This window comes from Achromobacter sp. 1012554356 (genome assembly GCF_059760815.1).
In genome coordinates this window covers 13,976-35,225 of record NZ_JCBANC010000036.1, presented here as the reverse complement: position 1 = coordinate 35,225, position 21,250 = coordinate 13,976, and the positions used below count along the sequence as shown (strand labels likewise).

Annotated in this window: 15 protein-coding genes and 1 tRNA gene; 1 reads left to right on the top strand and 15 read right to left on the bottom strand. The window is 62.6% G+C overall.

The features are described from left to right. The first annotated feature begins 2 nt into the window (after positions 1–2). Positions 3–635, top strand: coding sequence for a helix-turn-helix domain-containing protein (locus AC6LJW_RS18530; RefSeq protein WP_175137258.1), 633 nt, complete (start codon positions 3–5; stop codon positions 633–635). A gap of 22 nt (positions 636–657) precedes the next feature. Here the strand turns inward: AC6LJW_RS18530 and AC6LJW_RS18525 are convergent, their stop codons facing one another. From AC6LJW_RS18525 to AC6LJW_RS18455, 15 genes are all read right to left on the bottom strand, one after another. Then, positions 658–1,863 carry a vWA domain-containing protein gene (locus AC6LJW_RS18525; protein ID WP_498087943.1) on the bottom strand — a complete coding sequence of 402 codons (1,206 nt, stop codon included), beginning with the start codon at positions 1,861–1,863 and terminating at the stop codon, positions 658–660. 34 nt (positions 1,864–1,897) lie between these two features. Then, positions 1,898–2,401, bottom strand: a complete 504-nt coding sequence (locus AC6LJW_RS18520; protein ID WP_056568470.1) for a hypothetical protein — start codon at positions 2,399–2,401, stop codon at positions 1,898–1,900. Continuing rightward, on the bottom strand, positions 2,398–3,135 hold the full coding sequence (locus AC6LJW_RS18515; RefSeq protein WP_056568473.1) for a hypothetical protein: 738 nt from the start codon (positions 3,133–3,135) through the stop codon (positions 2,398–2,400). Before AC6LJW_RS18515 ends, AC6LJW_RS18520 begins: the two co-directional genes overlap by 4 nt. A gap of 16 nt (positions 3,136–3,151) precedes the next feature. After that, positions 3,152–4,765: a formylglycine-generating enzyme family protein gene (locus tag AC6LJW_RS18510; protein ID WP_200949448.1), complete on the bottom strand. Its 1,614-nt coding sequence runs from the start codon at positions 4,763–4,765 to the stop codon at positions 3,152–3,154. After that, complete coding sequence (locus AC6LJW_RS18505) at positions 4,755–5,966, bottom strand: ABC transporter permease (RefSeq protein WP_498087942.1); 1,212 nt, start codon at positions 5,964–5,966, stop codon at positions 4,755–4,757. Before AC6LJW_RS18505 ends, AC6LJW_RS18510 begins: the two co-directional genes overlap by 11 nt. Beyond that, positions 5,966–6,670, bottom strand: coding sequence for an ABC transporter ATP-binding protein (locus AC6LJW_RS18500; RefSeq protein WP_498087941.1), 705 nt, complete (start codon positions 6,668–6,670; stop codon positions 5,966–5,968). The genes AC6LJW_RS18505 and AC6LJW_RS18500 overlap by 1 nt, the downstream gene beginning before the upstream one ends. 8 nt (positions 6,671–6,678) lie before the next feature. Next, positions 6,679–8,643, bottom strand: coding sequence for a vWA domain-containing protein (locus AC6LJW_RS18495; RefSeq protein ID WP_498087940.1), 1,965 nt, complete (start codon positions 8,641–8,643; stop codon positions 6,679–6,681). Further along, positions 8,640–9,632, bottom strand: a complete 993-nt coding sequence (locus AC6LJW_RS18490) for a hypothetical protein (RefSeq protein ID WP_498087939.1) — start codon at positions 9,630–9,632, stop codon at positions 8,640–8,642. The genes AC6LJW_RS18495 and AC6LJW_RS18490 overlap by 4 nt, the downstream gene beginning before the upstream one ends. Positions 9,633–9,635: 3 nt before the next feature. Continuing rightward, on the bottom strand, positions 9,636–12,335 hold the full coding sequence (locus tag AC6LJW_RS18485; protein WP_498087938.1) for a virulence factor SrfC family protein: 2,700 nt from the start codon (positions 12,333–12,335) through the stop codon (positions 9,636–9,638). 18 nt (positions 12,336–12,353) lie between these two features. After that, complete coding sequence (locus AC6LJW_RS18480) at positions 12,354–15,515, bottom strand: virulence factor SrfB (protein ID WP_056568485.1); 3,162 nt, start codon at positions 15,513–15,515, stop codon at positions 12,354–12,356. A gap of 18 nt (positions 15,516–15,533) precedes the next feature. Next, on the bottom strand, positions 15,534–16,958 hold the full coding sequence (locus tag AC6LJW_RS18475; protein WP_498087937.1) for an SrfA family protein: 1,425 nt from the start codon (positions 16,956–16,958) through the stop codon (positions 15,534–15,536). A 477-nt stretch (positions 16,959–17,435) separates the two neighbouring features. Beyond that, entirely contained in the window at positions 17,436–18,056 is a 621-nt protein-coding gene (locus AC6LJW_RS18470; RefSeq protein ID WP_235512259.1) for a YrbL family protein, read from the bottom strand. 537 nt (positions 18,057–18,593) lie between these two features. Next, positions 18,594–18,678 (bottom strand) — tRNA-Leu (locus AC6LJW_RS18465). Between the two features lie 113 nt (positions 18,679–18,791). Beyond that, complete coding sequence (hglS, locus tag AC6LJW_RS18460) at positions 18,792–20,189, bottom strand: 2-oxoadipate dioxygenase/decarboxylase HglS (protein ID WP_427986303.1); 1,398 nt, start codon at positions 20,187–20,189, stop codon at positions 18,792–18,794. Positions 20,190–20,270: 81 nt separating this feature from the next. Beyond that, positions 20,271–21,212: a LysR substrate-binding domain-containing protein gene (locus tag AC6LJW_RS18455; protein WP_056568497.1), complete on the bottom strand. Its 942-nt coding sequence runs from the start codon at positions 21,210–21,212 to the stop codon at positions 20,271–20,273. Positions 21,213–21,250 lie beyond the last annotated feature (38 nt).

Genomic DNA, 21,250 nt, shown 5'->3' with positions numbered 1-21,250 from the left:
ACATGGCCCCAACCGGCAACACATCCCCGCCCGAAATCGTGGGCAAGGAAGAAATGGGCGCCCGCCTGCGCGCCGAGCGCAAGGCCAGGAAGATGACCTTGCAGGCGCTGTCCAAGGCCAGCGGCATCGCGGTATCGACGCTATCGAAGGCCGAACTCGGCCAGATCGCCCTCAGCTACGAAAAATTCGCCGCGCTGGCCCGCGCGCTCGACATCGACATGACGCGCATGTTCATGCTGCGCGACGCCGCCCAGGCCGCGGTCGCCCCCACCTTCGTCAAGAACCGGCTCAGCGATGCCCGCGACTACATCACCGAGAACTATCACTATCGCCTGCTGATGGGCGAATACCCCGGCAAGAAGATGCTGCCGATGGTCGCCATGATCGATTCGCGCAAGGTCGTGGAGTTTGAGGACTACATCCGCCACCCCGGGCAGGAATTCGTCGTGGTTTTGTCGGGAAAAGTGCGAATCCAGTTCGAAAACGGCGACAGCGTCGTGCTGAACCGGCTGGAATCGGCGTACTTCGACAGCAGCATCGGCCACGTGTATCTGTCGCTGAGCAGAAAGCCGGCAGAAGTGCTGGCGGTGTGCAGCGACATGGAGGACGTGCCGGATCGCTTGAAGGGCGCATGATGGCGCGCAGCCGCGCGCCATCTCACTTCGGCGGGGAGGCGCCCTGGGACGTCGTGCCGGAGTCCGCAGCAGGCGCGAGCATCTTGCTTGCTTCGCGTGACAGGTCTACGTACTTTTCGCCTGGCCTCATCGGGACCCAGGTGTAGCGGGCCACACGCGGCTGGTCGGCCAGACACGCGTATACCGACTTATTTCCGCTCAAGTCCACGATGGTGATCCGCAGCCGAGGCTTTTCCTGGACCAGCTGTGCGGCAACCGCGCAAATATCCTGGCCGCACTCGTCCGGCCCACCCAGGAACATGAACACCAGGGCATCGCGCTTGACGCCATCCACGGAAGCTGCCGCGGTTCTCAACCCTTCGGCCAACGCCGCCTTGCCCGCGCCTTGCGTGGACTTTACCGCCTCCAGCAGCTTTGCTCGATTCTCCGCTTGAAAAACGCCCTGGCGCAGGGGGGTTCCGCACTGCAATGCAGGAAACGTCACCAGTTGCGTGTTCGTCACGGCGGGCAGACGGTCGACGATCCGCCGCATCTGATCACGACCGATGACAAGCCGGGCAGTGCCGGTAGTCTTCGAAGGCGAGGCCTGCATGCGCGACGCCGTTTCCAGCACAAGCACCAGCTCCGCGGGCCATTCAGGATCGGGAACGGGTTCCTCTTCCGGTGGGGGCTTCGGTGCAGGCACAGCGGCGGCGACCGGAGCTGGCGCCTGCCCCATCCGCCACCAAGCGGCAGCCAGGAGCATCGCAAGGACGAGCAGCGCCCCCGCCGCCAACCACCGCCAGGGCGCGACGGACTTGACCGGCGGCTCGGCGGCAGCGGGTGGCGCGGGTGGCGCTTCATGCAAACGCATCAGCAACCGCCCGTCCACGCTATACAGCTTGTCCGGATCCGGAGGGGTCCGCAGCGCCTCGATCCGCAACGCCTGGTCCGCCATCCCACGCGCACGCATGGCCTCTGCCAGGCCACCCAGGGTGGCGACATGCGCATCGTAGGCGCGAAGCAGCGCCTGCTGGGCGTCAGCAGACAGCGCGGCATACTGCGTGACCGCCCCCTGCTGAGAGGTCCACCACTCGAGGACGCCGTCCGCGCCAAGCCGGGGCATGGCATAGGCCGCCGCCACGCCCGGCGCGAAATGCTTGCGGATCAGCTCGATCGGCTCGCCGTAGGTGCCGGCCAGCGACGCCTCCGACATATTCCCTCGCGGGTCCCGCAAGAAGCGTTGCATGGCGTAGTCTCGAAGGTTGCGCTTACGGTGGTTGTCAGGGAACGAGGTCCAGGCTCTTTTGCAGCCTGAGCACTTCGGCCTGCTTGGCCTTGATCTGCGCTTCCAGGGCGGCATCCGAAACATTGACGTTGATGGGCGTCTTCAGTGCACGTTCCGACTGCGCCAGCTGCCGCTTGAGCTCCTCGCTGTCTTTCGACTTTGCCCTTGCCTGGTCAAGCAGCTTCTTGACCGATGCAGACAGCGCATTACGCGCCTTGGTCTTTTCGGCCAATGACTTTCCGATTGACGCCCGTTGCGCCTCCAGATCGGCTAACACCTGTTTGGCTTGCGCATTCTCGGCTTGAGCCGCCCGCACGTCGTCTTCACGCTGGGCCACGTGTTTGCCATAGCCTCCGCCCACGTCGCAATTCATCTTTGTGATGAAGCCGGCATTCGTGTTCGAAGGATCGCAATCAGCTGCCGTCGTGGCGCAACCGGCCAGAACGACCAGCGCCAGGATCGGAGCAGCCCGCGCAATCCGCGTCGTCAAGCGCTTCATGCCTTTGCCTCCCCAAGATCGATGGCGCCGCGCAATGCGAAGTAGCTGTCCGCCTCTTTGTTGAGCTTCGCAATCTTGCTCTCGAGCACGGCCAATTCCTTTTGCATTTCCTTGGTGTCCTTCGCGCTGCCGCCAGTTTGCACGCCCGCCTGGCGATACTGTTCCGCGACACCCTTCATTCGATCGATGTCGCTCTTGATGACCCCAATGTTGGCGTCGATCTGCGCGAGTTCCTTACGAGCGGCGCCTTGGTCGGCGGACTTCGTTGCGATCTCGGATTGCAGTTGGGCGAGCTTTTTCTTGTCGTCGGCCATCACGGCCACGATGGAGTTGCTTCGATCCTGGACCTTCTGCGTATCGGTCTTGATGTCGTCGCCCATCGCCTTGAGCTGATCCGAGGTGTTCTTGTACTGACTGCGGCGAACATCCAGGTAGTAGTTGGCACCCAATGCCACGCCACAAGCCGCCACGGCACCCACGACCGCACCCGCTGCTTTATTTTTGCCGCCCGCCAGCAGTCCGACGGCCGCCCCGGCCGCCGCGCCCAACATGCAGGCCTCCAGGCCCGACTGGCTGAAGAACTTGGCATCACTGCCCTGCGTCAGACGCGGATCGGGCTTTACGCCATTGTTGAGCAGGGAGCTGCCCGTGCTGGCGCACCCGCTGATCCCCAAAGAACAGACCATCATCAGAACGACCGGAATGCGATTCCACTTCTTTGCAAATAAAGCCATGAGAACTCCTTGATTGTTATTTGTTGACTGCCATGCACGAATCCAGCCACGCCGAGCGGTCGATCTTCTTGTTGCTCAGGTATGCCTTCTGTTGCGACCAATAGGTCGTCAGGTAGGGGCGCAGCCCGTTGAGCTGCTTGTTCTGCTCGAACATCTTGTCCAGGACCGGCACCTGCTTGGTCAGGTTGTCCCCGCCGTACAGGGTGGCCGCGTCGACAAGGCTGCTGGCGTAGTACTGCGTGACGCCCTCCACCCGGCGCTCGTGGCTGGTAAGCAGCTGCTTGCGGCGCTCGCAAGTGGCGTCGGAGTTGCCGTCCTCGCAGTTGGACTTGTAGACACTGCGCAGCAGATTGCGATGCTCGCCGTCATCCTTGAGCTTGGTGCACAGGAATGCGCCGAGGTTCAGACTGGCGCGTATGGCCTGGTCGCGCGCCTCTTCCTGCTGCTGGTTGCTCGCGCGCAGCTTGCCCTCCAGGCCGGCCAGTTGGTCCTTCAGTTTCTTATCCGTGACCGTGCCTGCCAGCGTGTTCAATTCCTTGACCGCTGACGCTCCCTTCTTGGACGCGTCCGATGAAACTTGGCCGTCTCCAAGCTTGCTGTAGCTTTCTTCCAGCGCCTTGACGTGGTTGGCGCTCGTCATCTCGCGCGATGCGATCACCCATCGCAGACCTACCGTCTTGTCCTTGATCTCGCCGTCCTCGTCGTAGAGATTCCCTTCGCGCCGCAGCGCGGCACGAAGCTCCGATTCCGGCTGCATGAAGTCGGAACCGCGAATAACGAAGCTGCCGGCCGAGCCGTTCTGGCGATCGAACTTGTTGAGCCGGAACGCATCAAGCGTCATCTCTGAGACGTTGCCCAGCATGTCGTGCAGTCCCAGCGGGTTCGGACGAAGCACACCGATACGGTTGATCTTGCTGTTCGATGATTGCGTGCCCCCGAACCATTCATAATCATTGATCTTTCCGTCGGGCATCGGATAGCGCGCCTCTGCGAACTCCGCGGCATTGACGTTGATGCCGCCCCGCGCCGCAAACTCCCATTCGACCTCGGTGGGCAGGCGGACGAATCCTGAGATCTTGTCTTCCTGGGGCAGCAATCCCTTGGCATGCTGCCGCAGCCAGATGTTGTACAGATGGGCAGTCCGCATCGCATCGAACCAGTTCGCCCCCGTAATGGGGAACCGGCCATCGCCGGCCTGTGGATCCGGGCACTTGGCCGAATCGCCGTTGGCGAGCGTAGCCAGAGCAAGATACTGACTGGTGGTCAGCTCATACTTTGCCATCAGGTAATAGCTGGATCGGGACTTCTTGTCGGCCGAGGTTTCGGTAAATCCGCCTGCGATGTACGCCGGCCTGCTCTTTTCAATAAAAGAGTAGGCGCCCCCTTCCTGCCCGACCTGAATGGGAAGATCGGCCAGCGGTCCACCCACCGGCACGACGATCTTCCGGAAGACGATGGCGCCATTGCACGGCAGCGGCAACTCGATGTCGGCGCCATCAGGCTTGGGGTTATAGAAGCGCGCGTCCCACTTCGCGGTTGGCGCTGTCGCTTCCGCGGCGACCGCCGCCTGGCTTGAGGGCAACGCTAACAGGACAAGGACGGCGCATCGGCCCAGCAGTTCAGATTTCACGCAAACTCTCCGCGGGTTGAATTCGTTTGGCGTTCGCCGCGCCGATCATCGACGCCAGCAGCGCTACACCAAGGGCAAGCATGAACGCCATGCCGCCATGCAGCGGCGTGATCCGGCAGGCGAACTGACCCGCCTCTCGGACGCCGCCCAACATGTTGTTGAATACCGCGCTGCCCGCGAAGTAAATGGCGAGACCTGCGCCCATCGCCACGACGGTCAGAGCGATTGCCTGCATCGCAAGCAGAACGGCGACGTCCCGGCTACGCAGTCCCAACAGGCGCAGCGTCGAAATGTCGCGCCGCTTGCGCCGGACACTGGCAAGGAAAGCCCCCACCAAGGCCGCCACGCACCCTGCCACCGCGGTGATGGAAATCACACCGAACACGGTCGTCAGAAGGTGGTTGATGGCTTTGACGTTGCGTATGTCGGCCAGGCGGCTGCTGGTTTCGATGCGGCGGTCATTCAAGCGCTTCTCCAGGCCTTCCACGGCGTCCAGATCCTTCGCATACACGCGAGCACGTGCGAAGCGCACCTTCGCGGCATCCACGTCATTGCCGTCCGCCGCCCCCAAGGCGGCGACGGCGTAACCGTCCCGGTACCACTCCATGTCTCGCAACAGGGCGGGTTGCACGAATGCGGCGGCGCGTTCGTAGGCGGGACCCGGCAGCACGGCCAGGACGGTGAGCTCGACCACGGCGCGCTGATCCACCCCATTCAGGCGGCGCGCGATCTGCATGCGCAGTACATCTCCTGAAGCGGCTTTCAAGCGCTGCGCGGCCTGTGCGCTGAAGATCACGCCAAACGGTGGCAAGGCGCGAACGTCCACACCGCTCATCAGCGGATCGCCGGGGGCCGTGGGCAGGACTTCCACGTTCTCCAGGAAGCTCGTCGCGCTACGGATGAAGTCCGCCTGTGTATTCAGGGAACGCGTCATGCCCACCGTGAAGCCGACACCAGGCTGGCCTGCCAGTTCGTCAATCCAAGCCTGGTCATAGCTGCCGCTGGTGAGCATCCGGATTTCCAGGTTGCGCGGGTCACGCATCAACTCGTCCTGCATGGTGCTCACAACCCCATGCTTCAGCCCGAAGAGGAGCAGCAGTGGCGCGATCACCGCCACGAGCGTCGCGATCATGCAGAGCGACACCAACCGGTCGTGCCACAGGTCCCTGATTGCCAGCCGAGATATCTGCCAGGTGCGCATCAAGATGCCTCGCGCAGACCGAACACGCTCATGCCTGGCTCCAACTCCGCCGTCAGGCAAGGCAGCCCAAACTGGCGGACCAGATCCCAATCGTGCGAGACAACCAGCGTAGCCATGCTTTCGTCGCGCGCCAGGTCGAGGAAAAGCTGAAAGAGCTTGCGGGCGTTATCGGGATCCAACGCAGACGTCGGCTCATCGGCCAACAGCACATCCGGGTCGTGCGAAAGTGCCCGCACCACCGCAACGCGCTGCCGCTCGCCAATGGACAATTGGGAAGGCCGCTTATCAAGCAGGCCATCAAGTGCGAGCACTTCGATTGCATGACGGACGCGCGCGCTGTGTGCGGGCAGGCCAAGAAGCTGGCGTGGCAGAACGATGTTTTCCAGCACCGTCAGGTAAGGCAGCAGCCCGCCGGTCTGCAGCACGAAGCCGATCCTGGACGCCCGCACGGCCGCCAGCGCGGACTCGTCATCGCGCATCATCAACGCGGCCACGCCGCGCTGGTCGCCAAGCGTGTAGGTCTGAATCTGCACGGGTGACAACAGCAGGCCGATACCTTCCAGCAGCGTGCTCTTTCCGCATCCGCTGCCTCCCACGACCGCCATCACCTCGCCGCGCGCGAGGCGTAACCGCGGAAGCCGAACCTCGTAGGTGGAATCGCCCTGCCCTCGCCGCAACCGCAAGTCATCAATAGCCAGCATCATCCAACCACTCAGGGCATCATTTCCAGAGGCACGGGGTAGACGAAATCTCGGGGATCGCTGTTTGGCGCAAGCGATACCCAGCGATCGACATCGGCGTTGTAGACCTGGTAATGCCGCAGCTTTGTGGACAGATTGCGGATGAACTTTTCCTGCGCCAAGCCGTCCCAGCTCTTCCAGGTCGCCTCGTCCAGGTTCAGGACCTCGCTCTGATAGGGCAGTCCCTCCAGGTATTCGGCCATGAATCCCATTTCCGCCAGCTTCTTGTCGGACTTCTGCAATTGATTGGGATCTGCGCCCATCGTGGCCGCGACCTTGCGCAATTGGTTGAACATGTCGGTCGGCGAAATCAAGCCTTGATTAGCCGCGTCGACGATCTTCTTCATGATGTCGTTCAGATCGCTTAGCTGCCCCTTCGTCAGCAGCACACGCACATCGGTCGTGGGTACGGTCTGCTTGATCAGGTCGCGATCGCTGATCCATGCCTCGAACACCGGCGGGGCCTTGGCGCCGATGCGTTCGCCCAGGTAGGCAAGTTTCATCGCATTGCCAATGAGCTCGGCATCCTGGAGCATCTTGTCGTCGGCATTGGCGGGCTTCTTGCCCGGGTCCGTGGCGTTGGCGGCGCTGCCCACCGCATCCTCGCCCTGATAGGCCGACTTCACCTGCTGGGTAATCGCTTCCGACAAGGCATCGACCTTCTTGCCGAACTCGTTCACGTCGCCGGCATTCACCGGGTAGTACAGGGACAAGTTGCTGCCGCCGTATGTCGAGAGGTTGCGATACTGCGCCTCGGCAGCGGCATGGTTCTTGGAACCGGAGGGCGTCTTCAGGTGCAACGTGTAGATCGCAACGCCAGGCTTGGCAGCCTCCAACCGGACTTGGCTCGCGCTCATGCCCGTTGAGGACAATTTGTCGCCACCATCGATAGCGCCGGCATCGGTGATCAGCACAACATATCGCGCGCCGTACGGACGCCAGTCGATGCTGTTGATGGCGTCCATGACACCTGCGTACGAATCCTCATCGAACAGGCTGCTGGACACCTTGGCCTGCTTCAGTTCGGCCACCTTGGCCATGAAGTCCGCCCCGTCCTTGATCTTGTTCGGGTCCGCGTAGATCTTGCTTACGTATTCCAGACCCGGCACGGCCTTGGTGCTGGAGCGGAATGCCACGAGGCCGAACTTGACCTTGTCGCCCAGCTTCTCCGCCTCGACCTTTGCGTAGACCTTGCGAACGGCCTCGCGCGTGCGCTCGATGTAAGGATCCATCGAAATGGTGGAATCGATGACGAAGACGACCGCCGAACTGAATTCCTTGATCTGCTTGGTGCGTTCCTGCTCGGTCGATTGGTCTTGGCTGCCCGATGCCGCATTCACGGGATCCGCCGCACTGACAGACGCCACGTTGAGCACGCGCACGCGCATGCTTTGTTCCGTCATCACCTCTTCGCCGCTGAGGATGGGCAGCAGGTAGAAGTTCTTGGCCATATCGACGAACAGCTCGGGCTCCTGCGCCACGACGCCCGCGGCCTTACCCGACGTCTTGAGCTGCTGGCGCGCGGGCGCGATCTTCTCCACAGGATCGATCGCGTTCAGCACCGAATCGAGCGCCGCCCGGTCATTGAAGAACAAGGTGCGGTCCCGGCCGGCTGGGTTGGTGAAAGCCAGCGACATCTGCATTTTCCAGTCCACCGTGCAGGCCCGGTCGAGCCAGCCCAGCGTCTTGCCGAATGAATCCGGCCCGACCTGCACCCAGTGCTTGCCGCCAGCCTCCTGATTCGCGTAGACATAGAAGCGGCTGAAGGTGGCCTGGATCGCGCCCGGCTTTCCTTGCGGCGTCTCATGCAACTGGCAGCCCGGCGTGGTCAGCACGCGCTGGTAAAGCGTCTTCTTGCCTTCCTGCAACAGGGGCGCCGCGGCGTGGACCGCGAAGGACATGCCAACCAGACCGATTGCCGCAACGATCTTCCTCATTTCGGCAGCTCCTTCAGGCGCGCCTGCGCTACCGCATTACCCTTGTCCTTCTCCAGCACCGCTTGGTACCAGTACGTAGCGGTCGCGGCATCTGCCTTGAAGCAGGCGTTGTCCTTGTAGGTCGCGGGGTCGTATTCCTGTGCATAGGCCAGGGCGATCTGCGCATCACCTGCTTGCGCGCGGTTGGCGTAAAGCCGCTGTGCGATCGAGCACTTGCCTGCGTCTCGCGCGGCCTGGATGATCGACAACATCGCTGCGGAATCCTTGACGTCCCGCACGCAGTCCTGCACGAAGACCATTTCGGCAGCGGTGCCCATACTGTCCTTCGAACAAGCGGCTGCAGAAGCCGCCGGCGCGGCCGCCGGAACGTCCGCCTTCGGCGCTGGCTCGGGCGCGTCGCCCTTCTTGAGGAAGAACCAGGCGGCCAGACCGGCCGCAATCAAAAGCACCAGCACGGCAGCGACGATGGCAAGCACCGGCTTGGACTTACGCGCTTCGGGCGGCGCAGATTCAGGCTGGCCCGCCGGTTCGGCGGGTTCGACCGCTGGCGGCAGGACGGCCGGCTCGGACGGCGTAGGCTGCGGGGCGGCCGCGACATTGACGACTTCGGCCTGCGCAGGCGCTTCGCCCGCCGCGGTCGACGGCGTTACATCATTTGGAACGGGACGAACCGGATAGCGCGCCACGCTACCGCCCGGCTTGCGCGTTTCTATCAGGAACTGGGAATTGCGCTTGGCCTCAAGCATCGCGTCCACGATCGAAGGACCAATCTCGATGACCAGCCGGCCGTCTCGCGCCTGGCCATGGCCAAAGCGCAGCCACTGTTGTTCGCCGCCCCACGTCCCTTGCGCATCCAGGTGCGCCGGCGAGGAGTTGCGCCGGATGCTCAGCTCGACTTCGACGGCGTCGCCGCTCCACCCTTCGATCTGGAGTTCGGCGTAACCCGCGCGCCGGCTCGGCAGCGGACTCAAAGATATAAATACAGCCATAAATCAACCTTTCCTGATGTCCGCAATGATGGCGCCCAGCGCCTCGTTCTGCTCATCGCTGATTTCCTGCCCGGCCGTGTAGCCTGCGTTCTTGACGATCATGTCCGTCAGGCAAGCAACCCAGTCCTTCAAAAACTCGCGCCCCTTGCCCATTTCGTTCTTCTCGGGCAGGTCGGGCAGGCCGGTGGCGGCGTCAAGCGATGTGGTCTTTGCAAAGACCTTGCCGTTGGCCACCGATGCGCTGGCAGGCTTGTCGTCGTCGTTCATGCCGGGGTAACCCAGCCACGCAATGAAGTCGCGCAGCACCATTTGCACGCGCAGCACCTGGCTCATGACCATCTGATCGCGCTTGGAGGCGCTGTCCGAGCGCGCGAGCAGGCTAAGCAGCATCTGCTTGGGCAGGTTGTGGCCATTGGCATTGTCCCGATAGGCGGCGTTGCGCAGCTCTTCCACGACAATTTCCAGAACATCCTGCGGAATGTTCTTGAGCATCGCGTGCTGGCGCGTACGGGCGGGAATCTCGCTCAAGTGATTGAGCCACAGCTTGAACGCCGAATCGGCGAACCAGTGTTCGTAGGTATCAACGGGCACATCCGCAGCGGCGATGGCAGGCGCGTCGTCTCCGCCGCCACTGCCGCTGTCCAGCAGGCTGGCAAACAGATCGTCTCCAGCGCTCGCGGGCGCCGCTTTCACCTCGGCCTCTATCCGCCGCACCTGCGGCACGTCGGCGCCGTTCAGATACAGATTGCGGAGTGCTTCGCTCGGAATCTCCAGGGCGTGCATCAACTCCGACAGGATGAAATAGGCCTTGGAGTTCTCGGCGATGCCACGCAACACGGGCGCGACCTTGTCAGCCAGTTCCCGCTTCTTCTTTCGTGCCGCTTCGACATCGCTGCCTTCACGGTAAAACAGGCCCACGCCAACATCGGCGATCGTGTGGTGTGCGTCCTCGACCTGGGAACGCAGCCGATCGAGCTTGAACCCGATGTCGCTGATCTGCGCGATGGCGCCGGCCAGGCGTCCCATACCGCCGTCGTCAAGCTGCATCATGGCGTCCCACGCCTCGCCAGCCTGCGGGAACCGGCTGCGCAGCACATCGGCGCTGACGAAGCTCTCTCGCATCCGGCTCAGTGCATCCCGCTTCTCAGGAGACACGCCGACTTCCCTGTGGCCGTCCTTGGTCGTGAAGTCCGAGTAGGAAGGCGTGCGCACGAGGAACGTGTTGCTGAACGGCTTTCCGCCTTTCCAGTCACGCATGAAGTCGAGGCTTTCATAGATCTTGAACGCAATGTCGTTCAAGCCCTTCCACTCCTGGTGCCACTTGTCTTCCTTCTGCAGCATGTCCGTGACGCGCGCGTTGAACATGGTCACGGCCCAAAACAAGCCAGACGTTTCGGCGCGATCACGGCCCGAATCGCCTTGCGTTCGCCTGACCCACCGATCGAGCACGGGCACTACCGCGCTCGTTTCGGGCTGCTTGTGCGCCGGCGTGCACAGCACCAGGCCGTTCATTTCCTGATTTTCGGTGTACAGCTCGAACAGGTAGGCCACCTTGCCACGACGCAGCAGCTCGCCTACCGGGTTGTTCGGAATTTCGCTCAAACGGGCCTTGTCGTATCGGCCCCGGTAACCGGGGAAATCCAGCAGGTCGACCGTTTCCAGGCTGCGTTCCCGCGGCGGGTTCACCAGCGGAAAAACCAGCTCCGTCGTCAGGGCAGCAAGATTCGAGCGCCGGATGCTGACCGGCTCGCCCAATGCTCCCCCCTTCACCGCGCGCACTTTGATTGTTGCGCCGTCACCGCCGCCGATCTGGTCCAGCATCGTGACGTTCATGATGCTGGGTGGGCCGTCGCTGTGATCCTGCACGGCGTCGAGCGGGATATGCGCGACGTCGGCATTGCCGATGGCGCGTAGGCTTTCGGCCATTTGCGCGTAAACCTTCGTCAGCTCCCTTTCCTCGCCCCACAACAGCGAGAAGAACTCCGCGCGGTCGGCGGGAGACAGCCGAGGCGCCAGGGCGACCGCCTGCGGCCAGTATCCGCTTTTAAGGTCGCCTTCCAGCGCTTGGACGTGGTTGCCGAACGATTCGGACACATAGTCCCACAGGGACACGACGTCGTCAGCGCTTACGCCGGGCTGAGGCTCATGCGACACCCGCTCGGCAAACCGCTCAAGGATCGACTTGATGCCATTGCCGTTGATCTTGTATTCGACCTTTCCTTGGTCGAAGTCCTTGAACCATGCGTTCGCCAGTATTTTGGCGAGATCGATTTCCCGGAACAGGCGCACTTCGATGGGATAGGCAGCATCTTGGATGGCAGGTTTGGTCCGCGTGAACCTGGTCACCAGTCCAGTCGCCTCGCTACCGCCGCCGGAAGGATTCACCGACGTCAAGAAGTCGACGCGTTGACCGCCGTACTCCGTTTCCAGGCGGCCGTCTTCGCTCGCCGCCAGGGTGGAAATCAGATACGACTTTCCCGCCTGGGACAAGCCGAAGAACCCGATGGCCATGGGGTGACCCGCCGCACGCTCGAGGCTGCGCGCCTTGTTGCTGGTCCGGCGCAACCCGTGGATCAAGGCATCGGCCTTGTCGTCGAGCCGCTTGGAGTTGCCGCGCACGGCGTCTATCCATGCAATTGCACGGCCCGCGCCGCGATGAATCGCACGCCATTGGTTCGCAATTTTTTCCTGAGATTCGCTCATGTCGCAATCAATCCTGAATCAACCTTTCACGCTACCGCTATCCAGCCAGTAGAAATTCGCCTTCCCGATCCGGAGCTGCGTGTTCAGTTGCAGCCTCACCTCCGGCTTGCCTCGCGCGTCGTCCGTCAGGGGTGCGGTCTTGGCGACCAGCAGCCGATCGCTGATCAAGCCCGCCTTGCGCTCCTGCTCGGTGGGCTTGGCGACCTTGAAATACACGCGGCCCGAGGCATGGGTCCTGTTCGGATTGGCTTCCTGCATGCGCTTGTATTCCTGCTCCCACTCCCGGTCGAAGCCCAGGACATACATCGGCGTCGCCGGCCAACGTTCCGCCTTGAGCTGCCGGTAGCCCAGCCGCGCAGTGTTTTCCATCTTGAACGGAATGACGTCGCCGTCCGGCCCCAGGGGCAACTCGATGCTCTGGTCCATGGACGTCTTGCCGTCATCGGACTGCCGCGTATGGATGTCGGCAAACAGCACGTTGCCGTGCTTGAGCATGTTGTCGTTGCCGATCTCGCCGAAATGGCGGATCAGGGGTTTCGGTCGTAGCGTGCCGGTATTGATCTTGAAGGTCGGAATGCGATTGTTCTCGCACAGCCAGATCACCATGGCGCCTACCGATGCCGTGGTCTTGGGATCGTCGATGCGTCCGGCCTTGCGGAATGGGAACCAGTCGCCAGTGCGGTAGTTGTGCATGGAAACCAGCCGCCCCGGCGGCAACGGCACGGCCTTGCGGATCACGGCCTGCACGCCCGGCAGGACAGACGGCCTGCCGGTCAGCAACAACACGTCGCACTCGAAGTAATTGACGATCTCGCAAAGGTTCCGCAAGGTATTGCAGATATCGAGGTTGTCGGTCAGGAAGTCAAAGTGCATCTTGAGCGGGTCGCACGTCAGGACCACGCCCTCCAGGTCAAACTCGACCGGCTGCCCGGCGGCTTCATTGAGTGCCTTGCCCACGAATCCCCGCACCGCGCTACTAAGCGGCTGCTTATCGTGCAGCCACTCGCCGATGGTCTGTTCCTTGCGCTCTGCTGGCTTCTCCGGGTCATAGCCTTCGTACTCCTTGAGCAGTACGAGCGCCAAGGGATAGAGGCACTGCAACGTGAGCTGCTGGCGCAGAAGGCGCTGACGTTCGTCATCGCCCGTGCTTCCGCACAGGATTTCCATAAGGCTCGCCGTTTCCCGGGCGCCTGCCTCCTTGAGCGCGGCTTCCAGCTGGGGAAGCACGTACTTGCGGATGACCTCCAGGACGATGTCGTCTCCCGCCACCTTGAAGCCATCGCGAAAGCGCTGCGTGGGGGTGATCGGGACGAAGCTGTTGGCCGATTGCCGCGCGCCGCGGTCCAGCTTGTAGTCGGTGATGACAAGGTCGGTCGTGCCGCCGCCGATATCCAGGGAGGCCACGGTGATGCATTCACGATCCGGCTTCTCGCGCCGCGCGATCGCATCGAAGAACTCCTCGGCATAGCCGTTGAAGTTGGTGACGACCTCCGTGTACAGGTAAACCAATTGACCGCAGGTCGCTTCGTCCCATTTGATGACGATCTTGGGCAAGGGAATGACGAACAGGTCGTGCTTCTCATCCTCGCTGTCCTCGACGGGGTCGCCATCGCCGGTGTGCCAGCCCATGCTCTTCCAGAGCAGGCTGAGTGCGCGTTGCGCGTGCTGCTTGAAGATGCCACGCTCCACCTGCGGCATGCTGGGGGGAACGGTCAGGATGATGGCACGCAGGAAGCGAGGCAGGGTCCGATCTTTCTTGCGCGAACGATACAACCAGCTATTGATCTGCGACACCGCCTGCGCGAACACTTCGTTCAACATGAAGCCCATCAACGCACTGCGCGTGTAATGCGCCTCAAACGCGGGAAAGCCTGAAGTTTCCTCGCCTTCGTAAAGCGGGCACGGTCCATACAAAGGAATGCCCTTCTCGTCGATCAGGTTCTTCAAAGGCCCGAGCGTCGCCCATTCAGGCGCTTCGCCCTTGATCGTTGAAGCATTGGGCCGCCAGCCAGTCTCGTAGGCATCCTCGGCATCCCAGAGGTAACGCTTGGGGCTGGACAGTCCGGTGGACCCTTCCGTGCCTTCCTTGCGCGCGGCCAGGTTCGTCGCTTCGGTGCCGACCCGCGCCATCGAGACCCAGACAAACGCGTCGTCGCGTCCGCCTTGCAGAGAAAGGTCATCCTTGCCGAAGCTGACCGGCGCGAATTCAACGCGCGACTCGAACGGATGATGGTAAACATGCTCCGGCCTTGTCATGTCGCGCAAGGTCAGGAAGCTGTAGTCGTTCAAACCGTTGTCGTTTTGCTTGTGCTCCTCGATCAGGATGCCGCAAGTGCGCGAGTTGCCCACGTCCAGCACCAGGTCTACCGGCACGCTTCCACCCCGGATCACCTTGCGGCCATTGCTGCCGGGCGCAAGCATGTTCAGCACCTTGATGCGCGGCAGCTTGATCCTGACTTTATCCTTCAGCTCCTTGTTGGAGCGCGTGGTGGGCGCTGCCTCGCGCATCAGGCTGAGCAGGTTCAAGTAGTGGGCAATGTGCTCCTTCTTGGCGAGCGCCTTTTCAATTTCCCGGTTTTCGAGGTCGTCCCGGCGCTCGCGAAAGATACTTTCAAGCCACTTGACGACCCATTCCTGTTCGTCAAGGAACCACTGCATTTCGTGGAGATTGAAGGCAAGGCGAAACAACGCGCCCGTCTCCATGTCTTCGTCGTAGGGCTCGATGTAATCGCGAGCGTCGTCGCGCCCGCGCGTGCGCGTGTCGAAGGCCAGGGTCAAACGGTGCGTATTGCCATTAGCGTCAGCTTCAGCGAGCTTGACGATGCGCAGGCGCGCCCAGTTTTTCGGACCCCGGTCGAACTGGCTGTCGGATTTGTAGCGAAAGAAGGGGGCAGGCAGCCAGTAGCCGTCGAACAGCTCCAGGCTTTCCTGCAGCGGCAGGGAAAAGACGGCCCTCGTCTCGAAGAAGTTGCCCGGCCTGTCTTCATAGCCGGGCTTGCCGTCGTCCGGCACGTAAAGCCGGATGGGCATCCTGCCAGAGGGATGCATGCAGAACTCACCCTCCGGCTCTCGCTTGAGTTCAGGCAGCGCGCAAGCCAGGTCCAGGAACTGGACGCCCGTGTTTCCGAAAAGCTCAACGTTGTCTTTGTCGGCGTCGTAGGTATCAACTGGGGGCAACATGGCAGATTCTCTTAACGATTAGGGTTGGGCGCGACGCATGGAGATGGGGAATCGGGTATCCCCATAATTGCCGGCGCACGACGCGATACTCGACGCGCCGGGCTGGCACTGGATCTGGGGCATTTCGTAGGTGCCTCCATCGCTGCACTGCGCCGCGACGCTGTTGCTGATCATCAACGAGCCCTTGCTCAAGGCGGCGCTGACCGGCGCAGAACACTGCACTCCGTTGTGACGATTGAGAGTGACGTTCCCTTCCCCGTTCTTGAACTGGTAGTGCAGACGCAGCGGCTGGCCGGTGTCGCGGTCCTGAATACCCGCGCCGGCGCGCCAATTTCCGTTCAGGAAATCGGCATTCCCTTCTCCCGCGTCAGCCGGAATCTGCAGGGCGTCCTTGTTCTCCGGCGGCGCGGCGTCGCTCGGGCTGGCGGAGGCATCCGGGACTGGCGGCGTAGAAGGCACACTGACGGCGTCCGCGACGGAAGGCGGCGTGGCTGGCGCGGCTGAAGGCGGCGTCGCTGGCGCGCCGCGGTCTGCACCGGCAACGGCAGGCGCAGCCCCGCCAGGGGTACCCATGGCGGGTGCCGGCGGTGTCCCTCCCGGCAGCGAACTGCCCGCAGTAGCGGGCAAGCCACTGCTGGCGCCACCGCCGTTCGCCACCGGCGCGCTCCAATGTGAGACCCCAGACGGCGGCGTCAGCTCCGGAAGGGCGTGCGGCCGCGCCACGTCCCGCGGCGCCGGAGCTCGCGCGGTATCGACCGGCAAGGACACGCTGGGCGCGAGGCCTGGCATGCACGCCCGCAAACCGAACAACAAGGCCAGCAAGGCAAGGAGCAAGAGCAGCCACATCCACCACCGTTTCCACCAAGGCGCGGTCGCGACTACCTGAGGCAGCGCGGGCGAGGACAAGGGTGTTTGGGTCGCTGTGCTTGCGAGAGGCGCCTGCGGGACCGATTCCGCGAATGCGCTCGGCCGCAGGGCGTGCAGAGGGTCCAGGGATCGATCCGCGCCACTGTGCACAAAACCCCAGAACGTGATGACCGGCTGGCCGTCCACGAGGTACACAAAGCTGTTGTCAGGATGGTGCAGGATCCATTTCAGCAACTGGCCCAACAAGGCGGCATCGTTGCCGGTGCCCTTCGCTTGGACGGATTCCCGCAACTGCGCCACGCCAGCCCGTACCGATTCAAGTCTGGTCAATGCGCGCGACTGCTCTGTTTCAGTCGCCGCGTTCCACGCAACCACGGTTCCTGGACCCGGCGCGTACCAATCGATGCGAGTGCCGTTTTCACTGGGCTGCGGCACGGCGAAATTGGCAAGCAGATCGGGCCGCTTGCCTTTCAATACAGTCAGGATTTGGCTGGCGACAAGGTGTATGGCCTGCCCTCGTTCGCCCAAGACATCAAACTGGTCGACGTTTTCGCTACGTAATTTTACGCCTAGCATGTTTTGTTACGTTTCTGCTTCTTATCGCCCAGAATCTGAACGAACATCCCTCAATCTCCGTCACGCGGGCATGGACGGCCCCGTGGTTTAATTCGGGACAATTTGAAATTATAGGGATAAGTCTAACAATGCGTCACAAAAATTTGCGCCAATGTATTTTTATGTTTCTGACGCTTGTGATGTTAACTAGCTGCTCGCGGCAATCTGACTTTGATCGCAATTTCGAAAAGAACTGTGTTGCGGCGAGCAGCGGAAACAGCAGTTATTGCTCCTGTGCGCTGAAAGTCATCAAAAGCAATATCAAGGAGGAGGCGCTGCCGGCGCTATCAGGAAGTGATATTCAGAAACTCGCGCCCGAGATTCTCGCTTCCTGTCCGGTCGAATAGACAGCGCAGAAATCGAGAACATTGGAGGTAAATGCGAGTGACGCTTATCCGCCATGAATAGGCGGGGACGCCCCATCGGCGAAATGCACGCCTAGTGCCGGCGTTCGCTCGCTGCCAAGAGCTTTTTGGCCATCGTGTCGTACCGGCGCAGGATGCGCCGGCCGTTCAGCGCCTTGCTCCAGGAATACACCGGAATGAGCTGCTTGGAGCCGTATCCGTCCACCAGATAAAGACCTTCGCGCCCTTCGGCATTGAAGCCCACGACGATGTTGCTGGCGCTGACGTCGTTGAACACCACATGCGCGTCGACCAGCGCCATGATGAATTCGTGCAGGCGATAGCGCAGTTCGGGCGAAAACCCCTGACGTGCAACCACTTCCTTGAGCGTCGGCGCCAGGTTGCCATGCGCATCGACGATACGTTCCACCACCTGGCCCAAACCCTTCGAGGTCAACACCAGGCCGAAGATGCGCGCCATCAGCACATTGCCGCCATGCGCACCCTGCTGGGCCGTGGTGGCGATGTATTCGACGGCTTCCATGATGAACACGCGATGCGAGGCGTCACGCCGGAAACGCTTGTACCAGGGGCGTTTACGGTTGGCCTGGCTGCGGCGCACGCCATTGACGATCTTGATCAGCAGGGAGCTGTCTGCCGGATGCAGATACACGTCGCGCTCGCTGCCCGCCGCGGCAATGGACAGCGGCTTCAAATCCAGAACCTCGAACGGGCTGGCCGATTCCGCAGGAGCGAGTGCCAGCCGGGGAATGACTTGCAGGCCATTCCACGGGGTCGTCCTCTTGTTGGCTATCTTTGGCCGGACCGAAGCGTTCAGCACGGACGCGGCCTCGCCCAATGCCGGAAAGCTCCGGCATGAGGATGCGGTCGGTCATGCCGATGTCGGCTCGGAGATTCGAAGGTGCGGGAAAACATTGAAAAAGTTGGCGCGATCCTGGGGCGCGAGCGACGGATTGCGATGTTGGCTTGATAGTTAGCTGGCGACATGTTATTCGCCGGGCAGCCGCGGCACAAGCGAGCGCCGGCGCGCGGCCGGATGGGGTTTCCCCTGAATTGTCGCGGTTTTCAGGGGGGCTGGGCCTTGCGGGGCGCTTTGTTCCAGTATCTGGAAATCTGTTTTCCAGCCTGATCCGGGCGCTAACTACCCGATTTCCACCGATCTTCTTTGGACCAGCCAACAAAAAACCCGCACCCTCTGTAGAGAGATGCGGGTTCATTGCGAGGAATTTCTTGGTGCCGACGGCGAGACTCGAACTCGCACAGCTTTCGCCACTACCCCCTCAAGATAGCGTGTCTACCAATTTCACCACGTCGGCTTGACCACTTCAACAAGGCGAACCTTGCTGGAAAGTCGAGCATTCTATCACGTATTTTTGAATGCGGGAAAGCTGTCCCGCTTTATCCGTGTAAGGGCGGCAATCCAGTCCGATCAGGCCGCCACCGCCGCCCCCGCCTCCACGCCGAGCGCCTGCAAACACGCCGCGAGCGAACGCGCCTGCGTGGCGTCGTACAGCGCCAGCTCGTCCATCACCGCCGCGCCCAGCGCGGCTTCAAACGCCGTCTGGCTGGCGTTCTGCGCGTATTCGGCCTGCGCCTTGTCGCCCAGGTTCGACTGGAAGATGCCGGCCGCGCTGACGGGCAGGAAGTCTTCGTACACCAGCGGTTCGAACTTGATGTAACCCTGCTCGATCAAGGCCGGCAGCTCGGACGCCTCCGGCGTGCCCGGCTTGCCGGTCAGGAAATAGCGGAAGTACGCCAGGCCCTGGTCATGCAGCGCCGCGTAGTCGTCCGGAAAAGCCGCAAAGCAGTCCTGCAGGTTCTGCATGTAGGCCGCCGCATTGCCCTCGTTGGGCGCGCCGCTGATGCGGCTGCGGGCCAGGTCCAGCAACTGGTCGTACAGCGCACGGCCCTTGCGGGTCAACGCCACGCCGCGCTGCTCGATCTCGCCAAAGCGGGCGGTATGGCTGCCGACCGCGCTGGCGCCGTCAGCGCCCGCAAAGCGCACGGGCTCCTCCAGCGCCTTGAAGCTGGTCTGGCGCAGCAGGATCGGGCACTTGCGCGGCGGCGGGCCTTCGATCACGGCCTTGGCCGACACGCCGCGGCGCGGCATCTCGGCCTGCGCTTCGTCGATGTCCAGCGTGCGCGGGGTCAGGTGGTTGATGTGCGGGCCCTTGAAGGCCACCACGTCGGCGATCAGGCGATGCTGGCCATGCAGTTCGCGGTAGTCGTCCAGGCTGACCGTGGACTCGCTGTGCCAGCGGAACGTGTGCAGCGCCTCGGCCACGAATTCCCGGGCGTCGGCCTCGTTCAGGCCGCCTTGCGCCTCGAAGCGGGCGGTCAGCGCCAGGGCCCGGTCCGTGAAGATCTGGCGCGCGGCCAGGATGCGGGCGGCCTTCTCGCGCAGGGCCACGTCGCCGATCAGCTCCAGGCGCAGCAGCGAGGTGAAGACGCGGAACGGGCTGGCCTGCAGCGCCGCTTCGTGCGTGGCGCGAAAGGCCGTCGAATGCACCGGCACGCCGGCGGGCGACAGGTCGTAGTAGCCCACAGGCAGCATGCCCATCACGGCGAACACGCGGCGCATGTTCGCCAGTTCTTCCGGCGTACCGACGCGGATGGCGCCATGGCGTTCGATATCCAGGCGCTCGATCTCGCCGGTGCGCGCCAGTTGCGCGGCCAGTTCCGGCTGCTCGGCCATCGTTCGGGCGTTCACCTGCGCCACCAGGTCCAGCAGCGTGTCGTACAGCGGGACTTCCTGCTTGTACATGTCGGACATGGCGCGCGAAAACCAGGCGCGGATCTGATCGGGATTGACGAAGTTCTGACTCATGACGGGCTCGGTACATCGATGAAAATGGATGGCCCGCATCACATCACGCCGCCCGGCTCCGATCAAATGAAAAAATTCGGCTTAATCAGTCCGTTTTTTCATGGACAGCGGGCGCGGCGCGCCCCGCCCCTCCGGCTGGCTGGCTTCGTCCTGCACCCACGCCACGAATTGCTTGATCTTCGGCACCTCGGCCGAATGCTCGGAATACGCCACGAAATACGCGCCGTCGCTAGGCTGCACGTAATCCCAGGGGATGACCAGCTTGCCGGCCTGCAGCTCTTCCTCGGCCAAGAGGCGCGGCGTGAGCGCGATGCCGCAACCGCCCTCGGCCGCCCGGACGCACATGTAGAAGGTGTCAAAGCGCGGACCGAGATAGCTGCGGTCGGACTGAAATTGCTGCCGGGAGAAATAGTCGTGCCACGCCTCGGGGCGGGAAGCGCACTGGATCAACGTCTGACGGCTCAGCGCATCCAGGCTGTCAGGCCGGCCGCCGTGCAGGATGGCGGGCGAGCACACCGGTACGACATCAGCCTCGAACAGTTCGACGCACTGCGCACCGGGCAGCGCGCCATGGCCGAAGAAGAACGAAATGTCGATCTTGGCCTGCATCAGGTCGAACGGGTGGGTTTCGCTGCGCACCTTCAACTGGATGTCCGGATGCGCGGCCATGAAGCGCTGCAGGCGGGGAATCAGCCAGCGCGACCCGAAGGTCGGCTGGGTGCCGATGGTCAGCACCTGCGTCTCGCTGCCGTAGGTCTGGATGTCGCGCGACGCCATGTCGACCTGATTCAGGATTGCCTTGACCTCGGACTGGTACAGCGCGCCCGCGGGCGTCAGCTGCAACCGGCGGCGCACGCGCAGGAACAGCGGGTTGCGCAGCAGGGCCTCCAATTGCGCGATCTGCTTGCTGATCGCGCTCTGCGTCATGTGCAGTTCCTCGGCCGCGCGCGTGAAGCTCATGTGCCGCGCCACCGCCTCGAAACACTGCAGCGCCATCATCGACGGCATCAATCGCTTTTCCATGGCTATTCCAGGCAGATCGCTTCAATGCGGCAAGCATA

What these genes read in the sequence shown, in the direction of transcription:
- AC6LJW_RS18530 (WP_175137258.1), top strand. Translation starts at nt 3, where the DNA reads ATGGCCCCAACCGGCAACACATCCCCGCCCGAAATCGTGGGCAAGGAA.
- AC6LJW_RS18525 (WP_498087943.1), bottom strand. Translation starts at nt 1,863, where the DNA reads ATGCAACGCTTCTTGCGGGACCCGCGAGGGAATATGTCGGAGGCGTCG.
- AC6LJW_RS18520 (WP_056568470.1), bottom strand. Translation starts at nt 2,401, where the DNA reads ATGAAGCGCTTGACGACGCGGATTGCGCGGGCTGCTCCGATCCTGGCG.
- AC6LJW_RS18515 (WP_056568473.1), bottom strand. Translation starts at nt 3,135, where the DNA reads ATGGCTTTATTTGCAAAGAAGTGGAATCGCATTCCGGTCGTTCTGATG.
- AC6LJW_RS18505 (WP_498087942.1), bottom strand. Translation starts at nt 5,966, where the DNA reads ATGCGCACCTGGCAGATATCTCGGCTGGCAATCAGGGACCTGTGGCAC.
- AC6LJW_RS18500 (WP_498087941.1), bottom strand. Translation starts at nt 6,670, where the DNA reads ATGATGCTGGCTATTGATGACTTGCGGTTGCGGCGAGGGCAGGGCGAT.
- AC6LJW_RS18495 (WP_498087940.1), bottom strand. Translation starts at nt 8,643, where the DNA reads ATGAGGAAGATCGTTGCGGCAATCGGTCTGGTTGGCATGTCCTTCGCG.
- AC6LJW_RS18490 (WP_498087939.1), bottom strand. Translation starts at nt 9,632, where the DNA reads ATGGCTGTATTTATATCTTTGAGTCCGCTGCCGAGCCGGCGCGCGGGT.
- AC6LJW_RS18485 (WP_498087938.1), bottom strand. Translation starts at nt 12,335, where the DNA reads ATGAGCGAATCTCAGGAAAAAATTGCGAACCAATGGCGTGCGATTCAT.
- AC6LJW_RS18480 (WP_056568485.1), bottom strand. Translation starts at nt 15,515, where the DNA reads ATGTTGCCCCCAGTTGATACCTACGACGCCGACAAAGACAACGTTGAG.
- AC6LJW_RS18475 (WP_498087937.1), bottom strand. Translation starts at nt 16,958, where the DNA reads ATGCTAGGCGTAAAATTACGTAGCGAAAACGTCGACCAGTTTGATGTC.
- hglS (WP_427986303.1), bottom strand. Translation starts at nt 20,189, where the DNA reads ATGAGTCAGAACTTCGTCAATCCCGATCAGATCCGCGCCTGGTTTTCG.
- AC6LJW_RS18455 (WP_056568497.1), bottom strand. Translation starts at nt 21,212, where the DNA reads ATGGAAAAGCGATTGATGCCGTCGATGATGGCGCTGCAGTGTTTCGAG.